General features: G+C 72.5%; 10 protein-coding genes and 1 pseudogene. 4 read left to right on the forward strand and 7 right to left on the reverse strand.

Going from position 1 to position 15,110, the window contains the following annotated elements; translation table 11 throughout:
* Window positions 1-52 precede the first annotated feature (52 nt).
* From DEJ50_RS06675 to DEJ50_RS06690, 4 genes are all read right to left on the reverse strand, one after another.
* The gene (locus DEJ50_RS06675) at window positions 53-1,795 is read right to left on the reverse strand and encodes a pyruvate dehydrogenase (protein ID WP_150206665.1); all 1,743 of its coding nucleotides are present in this window, start codon (window positions 1,793-1,795) and stop codon (window positions 53-55) included.
* A 69-nt stretch (window positions 1,796-1,864) separates the two neighbouring features.
* Window positions 1,865-3,322 carry a protein phosphatase 2C domain-containing protein gene (locus DEJ50_RS06680; protein WP_150206666.1) on the reverse strand — a complete coding sequence of 486 codons (1,458 nt, stop codon included), beginning with the start codon at window positions 3,320-3,322 and terminating at the stop codon, window positions 1,865-1,867.
* A gap of 192 nt (window positions 3,323-3,514) precedes the next feature.
* Window positions 3,515-4,693 (reverse strand): hypothetical protein, encoded by a 1,179-nt coding sequence (locus DEJ50_RS06685; protein ID WP_150206667.1) that lies wholly within the window; start codon window positions 4,691-4,693, stop codon window positions 3,515-3,517.
* A gap of 226 nt (window positions 4,694-4,919) precedes the next feature.
* Window positions 4,920-8,696 carry a S8 family peptidase gene (locus tag DEJ50_RS06690; protein ID WP_150206668.1) on the reverse strand — a complete coding sequence of 1,259 codons (3,777 nt, stop codon included), beginning with the start codon at window positions 8,694-8,696 and terminating at the stop codon, window positions 4,920-4,922.
* 206 nt (window positions 8,697-8,902) lie between these two features.
* Between DEJ50_RS06690 and DEJ50_RS06695 the strand changes: the two genes are divergently transcribed.
* A complete protein-coding gene (locus DEJ50_RS06695; RefSeq protein WP_150211958.1) occupies window positions 8,903-9,880 on the forward strand; it encodes a helix-turn-helix domain-containing protein in 978 nt (325 codons plus the stop codon).
* A gap of 44 nt (window positions 9,881-9,924) precedes the next feature.
* Here DEJ50_RS06695 and rsgA read toward each other — a convergent pair whose 3' ends face one another.
* Window positions 9,925-11,052, reverse strand: a complete 1,128-nt coding sequence (rsgA, locus tag DEJ50_RS06700; protein WP_150206669.1) for a ribosome small subunit-dependent GTPase A — start codon at window positions 11,050-11,052, stop codon at window positions 9,925-9,927.
* A gap of 284 nt (window positions 11,053-11,336) precedes the next feature.
* On the opposite strand from rsgA, the gene DEJ50_RS06705 reads away from it, so the two are divergent.
* Complete coding sequence (locus DEJ50_RS06705; RefSeq protein WP_150206670.1) at window positions 11,337-11,759, forward strand: VOC family protein; 423 nt, start codon at window positions 11,337-11,339, stop codon at window positions 11,757-11,759.
* Here the strand turns inward: DEJ50_RS06705 and DEJ50_RS06710 are convergent.
* Both DEJ50_RS06710 and DEJ50_RS06715 read right to left on the reverse strand, forming a co-directional pair.
* Window positions 11,681-12,418 (reverse strand): helix-turn-helix transcriptional regulator, encoded by a 738-nt coding sequence (locus tag DEJ50_RS06710; RefSeq protein ID WP_223837632.1) that lies wholly within the window; start codon window positions 12,416-12,418, stop codon window positions 11,681-11,683. The genes DEJ50_RS06705 and DEJ50_RS06710 overlap by 79 nt on opposite strands.
* Window positions 12,419-12,427: 9 nt before the next feature.
* The gene (locus DEJ50_RS06715; protein ID WP_150206671.1) at window positions 12,428-13,156 is read right to left on the reverse strand and encodes an ArsR/SmtB family transcription factor; all 729 of its coding nucleotides are present in this window, start codon (window positions 13,154-13,156) and stop codon (window positions 12,428-12,430) included.
* A 68-nt stretch (window positions 13,157-13,224) separates the two neighbouring features.
* Here DEJ50_RS06715 and DEJ50_RS06720 point away from each other — a divergent pair, with 68 nt between their 5' ends.
* Both DEJ50_RS06720 and DEJ50_RS06725 read left to right on the forward strand, forming a co-directional pair.
* Window positions 13,225-13,869, forward strand: a complete 645-nt coding sequence (locus DEJ50_RS06720; RefSeq protein WP_150206672.1) for a flavin reductase family protein — start codon at window positions 13,225-13,227, stop codon at window positions 13,867-13,869.
* Between the two features lie 159 nt (window positions 13,870-14,028).
* Window positions 14,029-14,870, forward strand: a pseudogene (locus tag DEJ50_RS06725) (transposase).
* The last annotated feature ends 240 nt before the right edge of the window (window positions 14,871-15,110 follow it).

The following is a 15,110-nucleotide window of genomic DNA, read 5'->3' on the forward strand; positions in this document are numbered from 1 at the left end:
CGGGATGCATGCCCGCCGGAGGGAAACGCACTCCTCCCGGCCTGTAACGGAGTTACGGACGCGGCACGTTGCGCAGGTTGGATCGAGCCATCTGCAGCATTCGGCCCACCCCGCCGTCCAGCACGATCTTGCTGGCGGACAGTGCGAATCCGGTCACCATTTCGGCGCTGATCTTCGGTGGAATCGACAGGGCGTTGGGGTCGGTCACCACATCCACCAAAGCGGGCCCACGGTGCCGGAACGCATCCTTCAATGCCTGGCTGAGCTGCTTGGGCTTCTCCACCCGGACCCCGTAGGCACCCGCCGCGCGGGCGATCGCGGCGAAGTCCGGGTTCCGGTTGGTGGTTCCGTGCGAAGGAAGGCCGGAAACCAGCATTTCCAGTTCGACCATGCCGAGGGAGGAGTTGTTGAACAGCACCACTTTGACGGGCAGGTCGTACTGCACCAGGGTGAGGAAATCTCCCATCAGCATCGAGAATCCGCCGTCACCGGACATCGACACCACTTGACGGCTCCGGTCGGTGAACTGCGCCCCGATGGCCTGGGGAAGGGCGTTGGCCATCGAGCCATGGCTGAAGGAGCCGATGATACGGCGCTTGCCGTTCGGCGAAAGATAGCGCGCCGCCCATACGTTGCACATGCCCGTGTCCACGGTGAAGACCGCGTCGTCGTCGGCGAGTTCGTCGAGCACGGAGGCCACGTACTCGGGGTGGATCGGGGTGTGCTTCTCCACCTTGCGGGTGTAGGCCTTGACCACGCCCTCCAGGGCGTCGGCGTGCTTCTTCAGCATCCGGTCCAGGAAACGGCGGTCGGTCTTGGCCTTCACCCGGGCGTTCAGGGCGCGCAGCGTCTCCCGTACGTCACCCCAGACGGCGAGGTCCAACTGGGAGCGGCGGCCGAGGTGTTCGGGCCTGATGTCCACCTGGACGATCCGGACGTCGTCCGGCAGGAAGGCGTTGTAGGGGAAGTCGGTGCCGAGCAGGAGCAGCAGGTCGCACTCGTGGGTGGCCTCGTAGGCGGCGCCGTAGCCGAGCAGGCCGCTCATGCCCACGTCGTACGGATTGTCGTACTGGATCCACTCCTTGCCGCGGAGCGCGTGCCCGACCGGGGCCTTCACCCGCCCGGCGAACTCCATGACCTCGGCGTGGGCGCCGGCCGTGCCGCTGCCGCAGAACAGGGTGACCTTTTCCGCCTCGTCGACCATCCGGACCAGCTTCTCGATCTCGCCCTCGCCGGGCCGGACGGTGGGACGGGCGGTGACCAGTGCGTGCTCCACCGCCTTCTCGGGTGCCGGCTGGTCGGCGATGTCGCCGGGCAGGGCGACCACGCTGACCCCGCTGCGGCCGATGGCGTGCTGGACGGCGGTCTGGAGCAGCCGGGGCATCTGGCGGGGGTTGGAGATGAGTTCGCTGTAGTGGCTGCACTCGCTGAACAGCCGGTCGGGGTGGGTCTCCTGGAAGTAGCCGAGGCCGATCTCGCTGGAGGGGATGTGCGAGGCGAGGGCGAGGACCGGGGCCATGGAGCGGTGGGCGTCATAGAGGCCGTTGATCAGGTGCAGGTTGCCGGGGCCGCAGGAGCCGGCGCAGGCGGCGAGCCGGCCGGTGATCTGGGCCTCGGCACCGGCCGCGAACGCGGCGGTCTCCTCGTGCCGGACCTGGATCCACTCGAGTCCGTCCGTCCGGCGGATCGCGTCGACGACGGGGTTGAGGCTGTCGCCGACGACCCCGTACATCCGGCGGACGCCGGCCCGCACCAGGATGTCGACGAACTGCTCCGCCACGTTCTGCTTGGCCATGGAGGGGATGCCCTTTCGCTCGCGGTGGCTCGCTGTCCCGCCTCCCCCATGAACCCATGATCCGTACGGTTACGCCTCCCAGACCGCGGCGGCCGTGCGGTCGTCGGCGTATCCCTTGAGGCGGAGCTGGGTGTCGGCGAGGAAGGCCGCGAGCCCGGGCGGCTCGGCTCCGGCCCAGCGGGCGGCGAGCTCGGCGGGCAGCAGGGCCTCCTCGCGCATCGGCTCGGCCAGGCCGGCGGTGCACAGCATCAGCGTGTCCCCCGGCTTGGCGAGGCTCGCCCGGAACCGGAATCCGGTGCCGGTGCCGTCCTCGGCGACGGCGGGGCCGGTTTCGAGGTCCTGCCACTCCCCCGCCCGCAGCCGGAACAGCCCGCCGGGGCCGGTTCCGAAGCTCACCCGGATACGGCACTCGGGGTCGATGGGCAGCAGCAGACAGCGGAGCCCGGCCGTGTATGCGGGTTCGTCGAGTCCGAGCTCGGCGGCGCGGGCGCGGAGCCGGCCGTAGCCGCGGTCGGTGAGCCGCTGGAGCCCGGAGCGCAGGGCGTCCCGGCGGCCGGACCGGAGGTCGTCGCCGAGCCGGGTCTGGCTGCGGCCGACGGCGGCGCCGACCCAGCGGCACAGTTCGGCGGCGGCCTCGCGCGCGCCCTCCGCGGCGCGGTCCCCGCCGGCCACCGCGACCAGCACCAGGGAGTCGTCGCCGGTGCCGAAGCGGGCGGTGAGCAGGAAGTCGCGGCGGGCCTCGCCGCGGTACCGGGCGGAGTCCCCGCGTACGGAGCAGGCGCGGAGCACACTGCCGCCGTAGCGTGCGCCGTCCAGGACGGTGTCGGGGATCAGTGCGTCCAGCTCGGCCGGGTCGGCGACGGGGAGTGCGCCGGGTTCGGCGGCGTAGGTGGGCGGCCGGTCCCCCAGGTGCCGGACGGCCGGCCGTTCCGGGCCCGCGTCCGCGATCACCGGCGGTACGGAGACCTGCCCGAGGGCGTAGCCGGTGGCCGCGGTGGCCTCCGGCTGCGGCGCGGGCTTCACCTGCGGCGCGGGCTCCACCTCGGGCGCGGGCTTCACCGCGGGTGCGTACTCCGGCGCGGGCGCGCGCTTCACCCCGGGCGCGGGCTCCGGCGCGGGCTCCACCCCGGGCGCAAGCTTCGCCTCGGGTGCGGGCTCCACCCCGGGCGCGGGCTTCGCCGCGGGTGCGGGCGCCGGCTCCGCCCGCTCGGCCGACCGGGGGTCCGGCACCCCCGCCCGGGGTTCCGGCTCCGGCGGTGCCTCGGCGCCGGTGAGCATGGCCCAGGCCGAGCCGAACCGGGCCTCGAGGGTGTCCGCCGCGGCGTCGTCCGCGGCGGCCCGCGGGCCGGGGACCAGCGTCACGCGCGGATCCGGCCGGTCCGGTGGCGGCCCGGCCGCCGATGCGGGCGGGCCCGGCACGCCGGAGCCCGGCGGCGACTCCGCCTCGCCGGGCTCCACCGCGCCGGGCGCGTCCTCGTAGAGCTTGTGCCACCAGTCCTGTGGGTCCGCGTCCCCCTGCTGACTCATGCCCCCCATTGTCGGCCGGTCGGGTCGGCCGGAAACGTCGATTGCACGGAAATACGCCCGTGCGTGCGGCAAGACGCCGGTCCTCGCACCCCGCACGGGGCGGCGAGGACCGGCGTCTCGAACTGACGTACCCGATATCCGCTCAGACCTTTGATTCCGGCAAGGCCGGCAGCGCCGGCAGCGCCGGCCGGGTCACGGGGTCCGCTTCTTCTTCTCCTCGTCCTTGGAGTAGCAGCCCGGTACATCGCCCGCGCAGTTCGTCGGAAGGTTCTTGATGATCTCGCTCTTGATGTTCTCGACCTTGCCGAACTGCTCGTTGCGGACGCCGCCGCCCTGGTCGGCGGCCCGGTTCTCCTTGATGAGCACGTACTTGAGCGTCAGCACCGGGATGTTGTTGTCCTCCACCTCGTTGTTGATGCCGCCGCCGTCGTCGCCGGCCTGGTTCTTGACGATCTTGGTCTTGTGCAGGGTCGCGTCTCCGGCGTTGTGCAGGCCGCCGCCGTCCTCGCCCGCCTTGTTGTGGTAGAACTCACCGCCGAAGATCTCCAGGGAGCCGTCCGGTTCCTGGTTGATGCCGCCGCCGGACTGGCCCGTCCAGTTCTCGATGAACTTGCTCTCCTTGATGGTCGCCGGGCCGTCGTTGTCCAGGCCGCCGCCGTTGCCGTCGCGGGCCACGTTGTTCTCGATGTGGCTGGAGGTGATCAGCAGCCTGCCGTCGTTCTCGATGCCGCCGCCGTCTTCGTCCGCGGCGTTCCCGGTCACGACGGTCTTGAGGAGGGTAAGGGTTCCGGTGTCGCTGTTGCTGAGGCCGCCGCCGTTGGTGCCGGCCACATTGGTCTGCACGTAGCTTTCGGTCAGCTTGGCGTTGCCCTCGTTGTAGATGCCGCCGCCGTCGTCGTCCGCCCGGTTGCCGGCGACCGTGGTCTGTTCCAGTCGCAGGATCCCTCGGTTGAAGATGGCCCCGCCGTTGCCGCTGGAGTGCCCGCCGGCCAGGGTGAGGCCCTTCAGCGTGAGCTGTCCGCTCGTTCCCACCTCGATCAGCCGGAAGTCGGGGGAGCTGTCGGACCGGATCAGGGCGGAGTCCTCGCCCTTGATGGTGATGGCGCGGTTGATCTGCGGCAGGGCGTTCGGGCCGGAGCCGTTGTTGAAGGCGTAGGTGCACCGTTCGGCCAGCCGGATCGTGCCACCGTCGGAATTGTTGTTCAGTTCGTTGACCGCGTCGATCAGCAGGTCGGTGCCGTTGGTGCCGCATGGCACGGACACGTTCAGCGGTGCGGCCTTGGCGGGTGCGGCCAGGGCCGGGGCGCCCGTGGCACACAGTCCGAGACCTGCGACCGCCGAGGAGCAGGCGAGGACGAGGCGCAGCTTCATGCGTTTCCCTTCGACTGTTTTCCAGGGTCCGCCGCCCGGCCGAACCAGCGGGGAGGCACCCGGAGGACATATGGGTACTAACCTCCCCGACCACGGAAGTCCCGTACGCCGGACGCGACACTCCGTCAACTCCATGCCGACAGCCTCACCCACCCACCCGTACGGCCCAACGCGACGGCCGCCGGGGGTCTCCCCCCGGCGGCCGTCGCCCTGCATCCCCCCGCGGCTAGCCGCGCACGTCGTAGGCGCGTACCACCGTCTGGGTGACCGAGGCCCCGTCGGCCGCGGTGAGTTCCACCTTCAGCGAGACCGGCTTGCCGGCCGCGCCCGTGTGGTCGGCCTCCGCCGTCCAGGTGCCGCCCTGCCGGGTGACCCGCGCCTCGGTCCAGTGCTCGCCGTCGTAGGAATACGACAGCTTCGCGGACTTCAGGGCGCCCGGGTCGTATCCGGCGTGGCCGGTGGCGGCCAGGCCGATCCGGATGCCGCGGGCCGCCGCCACCGTCTTCGTACCGTCCTCGGGAACCGAGAGGGACGGGAAGAGGATCGGCAGGGTCTGCGAGTACGCCGACCCGTCCAGCTTCGAGCGGAAGGTCCAGGAGGTCTGCACGCTCTGCGAGCGCTGCCAGACCCGGGCCGGGGCGCCGATCTTCTCCACGTTCTGGGTCAGTTCGTACGTACCCTCCTCGGCCGGGACCTCGAAGACCCCGGACGGGTAACCGCTGGACCCGATCTGCTCGCCGTTCCGCTTCAGCGTCAGATTGCCGATGTCGCCGAAGGAGCCCGGCTGTGCGTAGTGCCCGCGGTCGCCCCACATCGCGGAGGCGAAGCCGATCAGGTTGCCCTGCCGCTCGGCGGCCAGCACCGGCCGGCCCGCCGTGTCGCGCGGGGCGACCGGGCCGATCACCCCGTCGTACCAGGACTCGCTGCGCTCGCCGCCCTTGGTGTAGGTGCGCTGCCGGTCGGTCATGAACTCGCCCCAGGGGAAGCTGCTGGAGAGCAGGTGGTCCCAGACGGTGGTGCCGGCGGAGTAGAACTCGGTGCGGGTGCCGGGCACGGCGACGGTCTCCAGCGAGCCGAAGAACACCGCGTGGCCCAGCGGCCGGTAGGCGCCGACCAGGTCCATGTAGTCGGCTGCCACGCCCATCGCGTGGTAGGTGGACCGGACGGAGCCCAGATCGCGGTCCCGGACCCGGTAGACCCGGTCGCCGTGCAGCGGGCCGGACTCGGTCTGCGCCAGGTTGTAGACGTACGGACTGCGGGCCGTGGCCTTCCAGGAGAGCGTGACCTTGCCGCCCGCCAGCCGGCCGAGCAGGGTCGTCGCCTCCGCGCTGTCGATGGTCAGGGCGGGCAGGGTGCCGCCCGCGTAGCCGGTGAAGCCGGCCCAGCGGCCGGGGGCGTCGCGGTGGGCGAGCACGGCCTTGGCGCCGGCCGCCTTGGCGTCCTGCGCCTGCTGGTACAGGGCGCCGTCCTCGGCCTTGACCAGCACGATGGCGTCCTTGGCGCCGGCCGCGGCGAGTTCCGCCGGGGTGCCGGCGCCGGCGTTCACCAGCGGGGCGCTGCCGGTGCCGTCCAGGTTGGCGCTGCCGAGGGAGGCGGTGAGCGGGTGCAGGACCGGGCCGCCGGGTCCGGCCACCTTGAGCTCGGCGATCAGCGGGGCGGCGGCCCGCCAGTAGCTGCCGAACTCGAACGCGCCGTCCTCCGCACGGCCTTCGACCGAGGCGTAGAAGCCGCGGAGGGTGGGGCCGCCCATGGCGGTGCCGGCGTGCAGCCAGGTGTCGTCCCAGCTGCGGGCGAAGGACAGGGTGGTGCTGCGGCTCTCGGTGGGCCGGTCGGCGGCGATGCTCAGCCGGCCCGCCTTCCGGGCGTCCAGCACGATGGTCGTGTCCTTCTTCACCTCCAGCTGGGGACGGCCCAGGTAGGTGAGGGAGTCGAGCAGTTCGGCGCCCTCGCCCGGGTCGGGGGTGCCGACGAAGGCGGACAGGAAGTACGCGCCCGGGCGCACCCGGTAGACCTGGTCCACCGCGCCCTCGTTGAAGCGGCGTTCACCGGTGGCGGTGTCGGTGCCGATCACATCGAGGGAGGAGGGTCCGGCGGCCGGCCTGCCCGCGCGGTCGAGGAGCTTGACCCGCAGGGTGACCGTCTCCGGCTCCACGTACAGGGAGAACGGGGTGGAGATGCGGACGCCGGCCGGGCCGGTGGCGAGGACCCGGCCGGTGATGTCCCCGTACTGGGCGCGGTCGATCCGGGCGGCCGGGTCGAGGGCGAGCGGCACCTTGACGGTGGCGCCGGCCGGAACGGTGACCTTCCGCTGCTCCAGGCGGGCGAGGGGGGCGCGGACGGCGGAGCCGTCGTTGCCGGTGACCTTCTGGAGGGACAGGTCCAGGGTGACCGGGGTGCTGCCCGTGTTGGTGTACGGGATCTCGGCCGTGGTGCGGTCGCTGCGGTCCTGCGGCCAGTTGAAGGTGCCGCCCTGGACGGCGGGGGCGCCGGTGACACCGGCGGCGAGGGCGGCCGGGACGTCCAGGCGTCCGCCGCCGGTCTCCCGTACGTCCCCGGGCACGGTGGTGGCGGCGGAGCCGACGAGGGCGGCCTTGAGCTGGGCGCCGGTCCAGTGGGGGTGGCGCTGCTTGAGGAGGGCGGCGGCGCCGGCCACGTGCGGGGTGGCCATGGAGGTCCCGGACATGGCCTGGTAGGCGTACACCCCGCGGCCTCCGGCGGCGGCGGCCGAGATGCCGACGCCGGGCGCGGCGATCTCCGGCTTGAGGGTGTGCCGGAGGCCGGCCGGGCCGCGGCTGGAGAAGGGGGCGGTGGTGTCGTCGCGGTCCACGGCGCCGACGGTCAGCGCGGCGGGGGTGCAGCCGGGCGAGGAGACGGTGTTGTTGCCGGGGCCGGAGTTGCCGGCCGCGATCACGAACAGGGTGCCCTGCTGCGAGAGGCGTTCGGTGGCGGCGGCGAGCGGGTCGTCGCAGGCGGTCCGGGAGGGGTCGCCGAGGCTCATGGAGACGATGTCGGCCTTGTTGTCGACGGCCCATTCCATACCGGCGATGATCCACGAGTCCAGCCCGTAGCCCTGGTCGTTGAGGACCTTGCCGGAGAGGAGTCCGGCGCCGGGGGCGACGCCCTTCCTGGCGCCGCCGCTCGCGGCGCCGGAGCCGCCGACGGTGGAGATGGTGTGGGTGCCGTGGCCCTGGCGGTCGGCGTCGGTGTCGGAGTCGGTGAAGTTCTGCGATCCGGTGACCCGGCCCTTGAGGTCGGGGTGGTCGAGGTCGGTGCCGGTGTCGAGGACGGCGACCTTGGTGCCCTTGCCGTCGTAGCCGGCGGCCCAGGCGGTGGGGGCGCCCACCTGACGGGTCGACCGCTCCAGGTTCGCCTGGACCCTGCCGTCCAGCCACAGCTTCTTCAGCCCGCCGGCCGCGCGGGACCGGGGGCCGGTGACATCGGCCCAGAACTCGGCGGTGTGCTGCTTGTCGGCGGTGAGGGCGACGGCGCCGATGGAGTCGAGGACCAGGGCGCGTTCGGCGCCGCGGGGGGTGACCGGGGTGCTGCGGGCCACGTCCACGGAGCTGTCGTAGACCGCGATCAGCGGGAGCTTCGCGGCGCGGCTGTCGTCGTAGCCCTGCCGGATGAGGGAGGTGACGTTGAACAGCTCGTGGTCGACCGTGCCGGCGGCCAGGGCCTTGACGGCGCCCTCGGGGTAGACGTACAGGTCGCGGCCGGACTGGCGGGTCTGTACGAGCGGCAGGCTGCCGTCCCCGCGGGGGACCGCGGTGGCCGCGGTGCGGCCGGCGGCATCGGTGGAGACCAGGATCCGGTCACCGGTGACCAGGGTGACGGTGACCGGGCCGGCGGGCGTTCCCGCCGCGGCGGCACTGCCGGTGAGTGGTCGGTCCGGCCGGCTTCCGGTGGCGTCGCTCGGCTGCTGTGCCGACGACGGGCCGACGGCGGTGACGGCCAGGACGGCTGCGGTGGCCGCCCCGAGTGCCGTACGCGATATCGGGCGCATCGCTCTCCCCAGGTGAATTCCGGCCAACGTCGGCATTGCGCGGCAAAGTTGGCGCAACGGCGGGTTCCGGCCGGTGGATGGTGGTGCTGCGGTGGCGTCACCTTGGCAGAGAGGCGGGGGGTGCGGTGATGATGTCCGCGGCGGGTTTGCGCCGTGGCCGCTTCCCGCCAGGCACGGACGGGGTGGGCGAGAGTGGGGTGGACGTTTTGCTGGGTGCGATAGGCCTGGACGAGGGCCAGGAATCGGCGTACCGCGCGCTGGTGGCGCTGGGGGCTGCGGAGGTCCCCGATCTGGCGCACCGGCTGACCCTGCCGGTGCCGGCGACCGAGCGGGCGCTGCGGCACCTGGAGCGGCAGGGGCTGGCGGCGCAGTCCTCGGCCCGGCCGGGCCGCTGGGTGGCGGCACCGCCGGGGGTCGCCCTCGGCGCGCTGCTGACCCAGCAGCGGCACGAACTGGAGCAGGCGGAGCTGGCGGCGGTGCTGCTGGCGGAGGAGTACCGGGCGGAGGCCACCGAGCCGGCCGTCCACGACCTGGTGGAGGTGGTCACCGGGGCGAGCGCGGTCGCGCACCGCTTCGTCCAGCTCCAGCTGGGGGCGGTGGAGGAGGTGTGCGCGCTGGTGACGGGCCGCCCTCAGGTGGTGGCGGGCCCGGACAACGATGCCGAGGACCGGGCGTCGGGGCGCGGGGTGGCCTACCGGGTGGTGATCGAACGGGAGGTGCTGACGGAGCCGGAGGGGCTGCGGGAGACCCAGGGGGCGCTGGGCCGCGGTGAGCAGGTCCGGGTGGTCCCGCGGGTCCCGACCAAGCTGGTGATCGCGGACCGCACCCTGGCGATGGTCCCGCTGACCGGCCGGAACGCGGAGCCTGCGGCCCTGGTGGTACACGCCTCCGGCCTGCTGGAGTCCCTGCTCGGCCTGTTCGAGGCGGTGTGGCGGGAGTCCCTGCCGTTGCGGCTGGGCACGGGCGGGTCGGTGACCGAGTCGGAGACGGCCCCGGACGAAACGGACCTGGAGATCCTGTCGCTGCTGCTGGCGGGGATGACGGACGCGAGCGTGGCGAAACACCTGGAGCTGGGCCTGCGGACGGTCCAGCGCCGGGTGAAGGGCCTGATGGAACTGTCCGGGGTCACCACCCGCCTCCAACTGGGCTGGCACGCCTACGAACGCGGCTGGGTGGCGCGCTAGCCCCTGCGACGCCCGGGCCCCGGGGGGCCCGGGCGCGGGGCGGGTTACCAGGTGTGCTGGCGGGGGGAGCCCGAAGTGCCGCGTTTGGCGTGGTAGTTGGCGCGGCCCTCCGCGCCCTTCAGGCGCCAGTCGCGGCGGATTTCGGCGCGCAGCCGGGCGTCCGTCTTGGCCACGATCCACCGGTTCTCCCGGACCAGCTTGCGGTAGCTGTCCAGGCGGCGCTCCGGTACCTCGCCCCGTTCGACCGCCTCGCGCACCGCGCAGCCCGGCTCGGTCTCGTGTGCGCAGTCGTGGAAGCGGCACTGCCCGGCGAGTTCCTCGATCTCCGAGAACACCTGGCCGACGCCCGTCTCCGCGTCGTACAGGCCGACGCCCCGGAGCCCCGGCGTGTCGATGAGCACGCCGCCGCCCGGCAGGGTGAGCAGGTTGCGGGTGGTGGTGGTGTGGCGGCCCTTGCCGTCCACGTCACGGGTTGCCTGGACCTCCATGGCGTCCTCGCCGAGCAGCGCGTTCGCCAGGGTGGACTTGCCCGCTCCGGAGATGCCCAGCAGCACGCTGGTCCCGCCGGACACGACCGCCGCCAGCACGTCCATGCCCGCGCCGGTCATCGAGGACACGGTCAGCACCTGGACGCCCGGAGCCGTGGTCTCCACGTCCTGGACGAGGTACGCCAGCGAGACCGGGTCCGGGACCAGGTCCGCCTTGGTCAGCACGACCAGCGGCTGGGCGCCCGATTCCCAGGCCAGGGCCAGGAACCGTTCGATCCGGCCCAGGTCCAGTTCCACCGCGAGGGAGACCGCCACGATGGCGTGGTCCACGTTCGCGGCGAGGATCTGTCCGTCGGACCGCTTCGAGGAGGTGGAGCGCACGAAGGAGGTCCGCCGCGGCAGGTACGTCCGTACGTACCGCGGGTCGCCGGCCCCGGCCGGGTCCACCGCGGCCCAGTCACCGGTGCAGATGACGCGCAGCGGGTCGTGCGGGGTGACGAAGGCGGTGTCGGCGCGGACGATGCCGTCCGCCGTGACCACATCGCACTGACCGCGATCGACCCGGACGACCCGGCCCGGGACCAGGCCCTGGGCGGCGTGCGGAGCGAACTCCTCGGCCCAGGTTTCGTCCCAGCCGTAGGTCGTCAGGGCGTGCGAGTGAGAAGAGAGAGAAGAGAAAGACAAGGGGAACCCTTCACAGGGGTGGCCCCGGCACCGTGCGGCACTTCGACGCGCACGGAAGTTGAGTGGGTGTCAGCCGGTGGCCATGGGGGAGAGATTGACGGTCTTCTGAATGCGGGCGAAGCCCTGCTCGATGACAGTCATCAATGCACTCACCTCCGGTGATCCACATGCGTTCTCGTTGCGACCGGCTCACCGTAGCCTGCGTCCGAGACGGCGCACCACCGGTTTTTACGGTGTCCGATTCGTTCAAGACCCGGCGGCTGCGGGCGGTCTAGCCTGCGGGTATGACTGCTACTCCGCACCTGGACATGATCGGCCTCGTCGTCTCCGACATGGCCGCCTCGCTCGCCTTCTACCGGCGCCTCGGGCTGGACATTCCGGCCGGAGCCGAGGACCAGCCCCATGTGGAGGTCACGCTGCCCGGCGGGATGCGGATCGGCTGGGACACGGGGGAGGTGATCCGGTCCTTCGATCCCGGCTGGACCCGGCCCGCGGCCGGCGCCGGCGAGCGGATCGGGCTGGCCTTCCTGTGCGACTCCCCCGCCGCGGTGGACGCGCTGTACGCGGAGCTGACCGGTGCCGGGTACGCGGGGCATCTGAAACCCTGGGACGCGGTCTGGGGGCAGCGCTACGCGGTGGTGCTCGATCCGGACGGCTGCGGTGTGTCGCTGTTCGCCCCGGCAGACCCGGCAGACCCGGCCGCGTAGCCGGTCAGGGTGGTGCCGGCCAGGGCCCGGACCTCGCGGGCGAGGTGGGCCTGGTCGGCGTAGCCGGTGGTGTGGGCCACCTCCGGGTACGGGACGCCCGCGCGCACCCGGGCCAGCGCCCGCTGGAGGCGCAGCACCCGGCCCAGGGTCTTGGGACCGTAGCCGAACGCGGCCAGGGAGCGGCGGTGCAGCTGCCGCGGGCCCAGGCCCAGGGCGTCCGCGATGTGGGCCACCGTCTCACCGGCGCGCAGCCGGGCCACCACCTCGGCGGTCAGCGGGTCGGGGGCGGGGGCGCGGCGCCGGGCCAGCTCCTCGAGGCCGGCGAGCGGATCGGCGTACGAGGCGACCGTGCCGGCCAGGGCCCGGACCTCCCGGGCGGGCCACAGGGCGGCGAGTTCCACCCGCCGGTCCCGGAGTTCGTACGCCGGTACGCCGAGCAGCGCGGGCGCGGTGCCGGGCGCGAGGCGGATTCCGGCGAAGGCGGAGCCGGGCACCTCCCCGGCGGCGTGCGGCCCGGTGTCGGGCCCGGCGACCAGCAGCCGCCCGTCCACCCAGAGCAGGTCCATACAGCCGTCGGGCAGCACGGCCCCGCCCGGGCCGCCGGCCTGCCAGAGCACCGCGCCGGGCACCAGGGAGGAGGGCCGCTCGGTGTACGCCACCCTTCCAGGCTAGGAGCGTGGGTCAGTAACGGACCAATCGTCGGACAGGCCGAGGTGGTCCCGGAGGGCGCGCTGGCCGGTGTCGGTGAGAACGACGGCGCGGCTGGTGCCGATCTGAGTGATCCAGTCGGAGTCGAAGGCATGCCGGCATACGGCGGCACCGACGGTGCCGGCCAGGTGGGGGCGGCGTTCTGTCCAGTCCAGGCATGAGCGGACAGGCGGACGCCGCTTGTCGGGCGGAAGGGTGATGCCGAGCTCGTTCAGCCAGGCGGTCCCGTTGCCGGTGAGCGTCAGCCCATGCTCCCAGTCGAGTAGTCCCCGATCGGTCATGGCCGTGGTGATCGCGACCCCGAGGGCGCCGGCGAGGTGGTCGTAGCAAGTGCGGGCGCGGGCCAGCGCCCGGCTGCGGTTGGCAGCCGGCAGTGAGTGGGGCGGGGTGGCTCGCAGAGGCGCCATTGAGGCAAGGTTCTCGATCAGTTCCGCCGTGGCGGGGTCGGCCAGGCGAACGTAGCGATGACGGCCCTGACGCTCCTGTGCCAGCAATCCTCCGGCGACAAGGAGGTTCAAGTGCTCAGTCGCAGTCGAGGCGGCCACCCCGACATGGCGGGCCAACTCGGTCGCGGTCCAGGCCCGGCCGTCCAGCAGCGCGAGGCAGAACCCTGCGCGGGTGTTGTCGGCCAGGAGACCGGCCAGGGCGGCCAGGTCCGGGCCTTCGGCATGCGCGTCACGGTTGTTCATCACCGTCCATCATCCACCGGGGATCCTTCGGCGCGCGCCGAAGCTTCTCCGCCCTACCGTCGGGTCCCATGAACACCCTGACACCGGACAGCGCGCCCGCCGACACCTCGGCGGACCATGTGACCATCACACCGAGCATCCTGTACTTCGGAACACCCGTCGTGCTGCTCTCCACGGAGAACGAGGACGGCTCCTTCAATCTCGCGCCGATCTCCTCGGCCTGGGCACTGGGCCAGGTGGTCGTCCTGGGTGTGGGGGTCGAGGGGCAGACCGCGCACAACCTCCGCAGCCGGCCCGAGCTCGTGATCAACCTGCCCGCGCCGACCCAGTGGCCGGCGGTGGAACAGCTCGCGCCGCTCACCGGGCGCACCCCCGTGCCCGTGGACAAGCAGGGCGCCTTCCGATCCGAGCGGGACAAGTTCGCGGCCGCCGGGCTGCGACCTGAGCCCTCCGCGCTGGTCCGGCCGCCCCGGGTCGCCGCATGCCCCCTGCAACTGGAGGCCCGTGCCGCCCGGGTCCAGCCCGACGTCTCCGGCGTGTTCCTCATCGTCGAAGCCCAGGTGCTCAAGGTCCACGCCGATCCGCGCATCGTCGTCCCCGGCTCTCAGCACGTCGACCCGGCCAGGTGGAGCCCGCTGATCTACAACTTCCGCCACTACTACGGACTCGGCCCCGAGCTCGGCCACAGCTTCCGTTCCCAGACACCCCGCTGAAGCCACCTGGACTCCTGCCGGCCTCGGCGAGCGTTGTGGGACAGCGCAGGGAAACCTCCGGACCGGTGTCGGCGGCCCCGCTGAATGGCAACCGTCGGGGCCTGCCTCGGTTGGTCACCATACGTGCTGGACAATCCCGGTATGCGTGATGGGGATGGGCTGTTCGAGGTCGGGCCGGTCGAGGAGAGGCAGCCGCAGGGCCGTCCGATGCCGGTGGCCAAGCGGTTCAGGGCGTTCGACCCGCACCGGGTCCTGCTGCTGCCCCCGTCGCTGGACGACTGGCTACCGCAGGACCACCTCGCCCGGTTCGTCGCCGACCTGGTGGACGAGGTCCTGGACCTGGGACCGGTCCTGGCCGACTACACCGCGAAGCGCGGCTACCCGCCCTACGACCCTCCGCTGATGCTGCGGCTGCTGATCTACGGCTACACCACCGGGGTCCGCTCCTCACGGGCGATCGAGCGCAGGTGCGCCGACGACATCGCGTTCCGGTTCCTGGCCGCCGGCCAGGGACCGGACTTCCGGTCGATATCGCGGTTCCGCCGCCGCCACCTGGACGCCTTGGCCGACCTGTTCACGCAGTCCCTGCACCTCGCACAGAAGCTCGGCATGGTCAAGATGGGCCGCGTCGCCCTGGACGGCACGAAGCTCGAAGCAAACCCCTCCAAGCACAAGGCGACGCCGAGGACTAGGAACGCCGCCGCCAGGAACGTGCCAGCACCAGCGACGAGCAGGCCGTCACCGTCCCGGCCGACGCCACACTGAAGCAACGCATGGCCCGCAAACTGCGGACCAAGCCCGGTAAGGCCGCCTACCGACACCGAAAAGCCATCGTCGAACCAGTCTTCGGACAGATCATGACCTGCCAGAACGGCCGCCGACTCCTCCTGCGCGGCGAAGACGGCGCCCGCGGCGAGTGGCGCCTGCTCGCTGCCTGCCACAACCTCCGCAAGGTCTTCCGACATGCCGGAACCACCGGACTCACCGCCCTGCCCGGCTGACCGGCCGGGCCTCCCGGCCCCGTCACGGCCCTGCCGGGCCGCACGACCGGCAGGCAGAACCTCGACGACAGCCCTCAGGCGCCGACAGGACGACCGCGACCGATCCCATCGATCACGGCCAGCTGACCGCTTACCCGTTACTGGGACACGCTCCTAGGCGGAGTACGGCGAAACGGCGCCGCCCCCGCCCGGAAGTCCGGGCGGGGGCGGCTCAGCCGGTGGACGGCTCAGGCGGTGGGT

This window comes from Streptomyces venezuelae, assembly GCF_008642295.1.
In the GTDB taxonomy this organism is placed as follows: Bacteria; Actinomycetota; Actinomycetes; order Streptomycetales; family Streptomycetaceae; genus Streptomyces; species Streptomyces venezuelae_C.

Coding starts and splice junctions, on each gene's coding strand:
- DEJ50_RS06675 (WP_150206665.1), bottom strand. CDS start 1,795: ATGGCCAAGCAGAACGTGGCGGAGCAGTTCGTCGACATCCTGGTGCGG.
- DEJ50_RS06680 (WP_150206666.1), bottom strand. CDS start 3,322: ATGAGTCAGCAGGGGGACGCGGACCCACAGGACTGGTGGCACAAGCTC.
- DEJ50_RS06685 (WP_150206667.1), bottom strand. CDS start 4,693: ATGAAGCTGCGCCTCGTCCTCGCCTGCTCCTCGGCGGTCGCAGGTCTC.
- DEJ50_RS06690 (WP_150206668.1), bottom strand. CDS start 8,696: ATGCGCCCGATATCGCGTACGGCACTCGGGGCGGCCACCGCAGCCGTC.
- DEJ50_RS06705 (WP_150206670.1), top strand. CDS start 11,337: ATGACTGCTACTCCGCACCTGGACATGATCGGCCTCGTCGTCTCCGAC.
- DEJ50_RS06715 (WP_150206671.1), bottom strand. CDS start 13,156: ATGAACAACCGTGACGCGCATGCCGAAGGCCCGGACCTGGCCGCCCTG.
- DEJ50_RS06720 (WP_150206672.1), top strand. CDS start 13,225: ATGAACACCCTGACACCGGACAGCGCGCCCGCCGACACCTCGGCGGAC.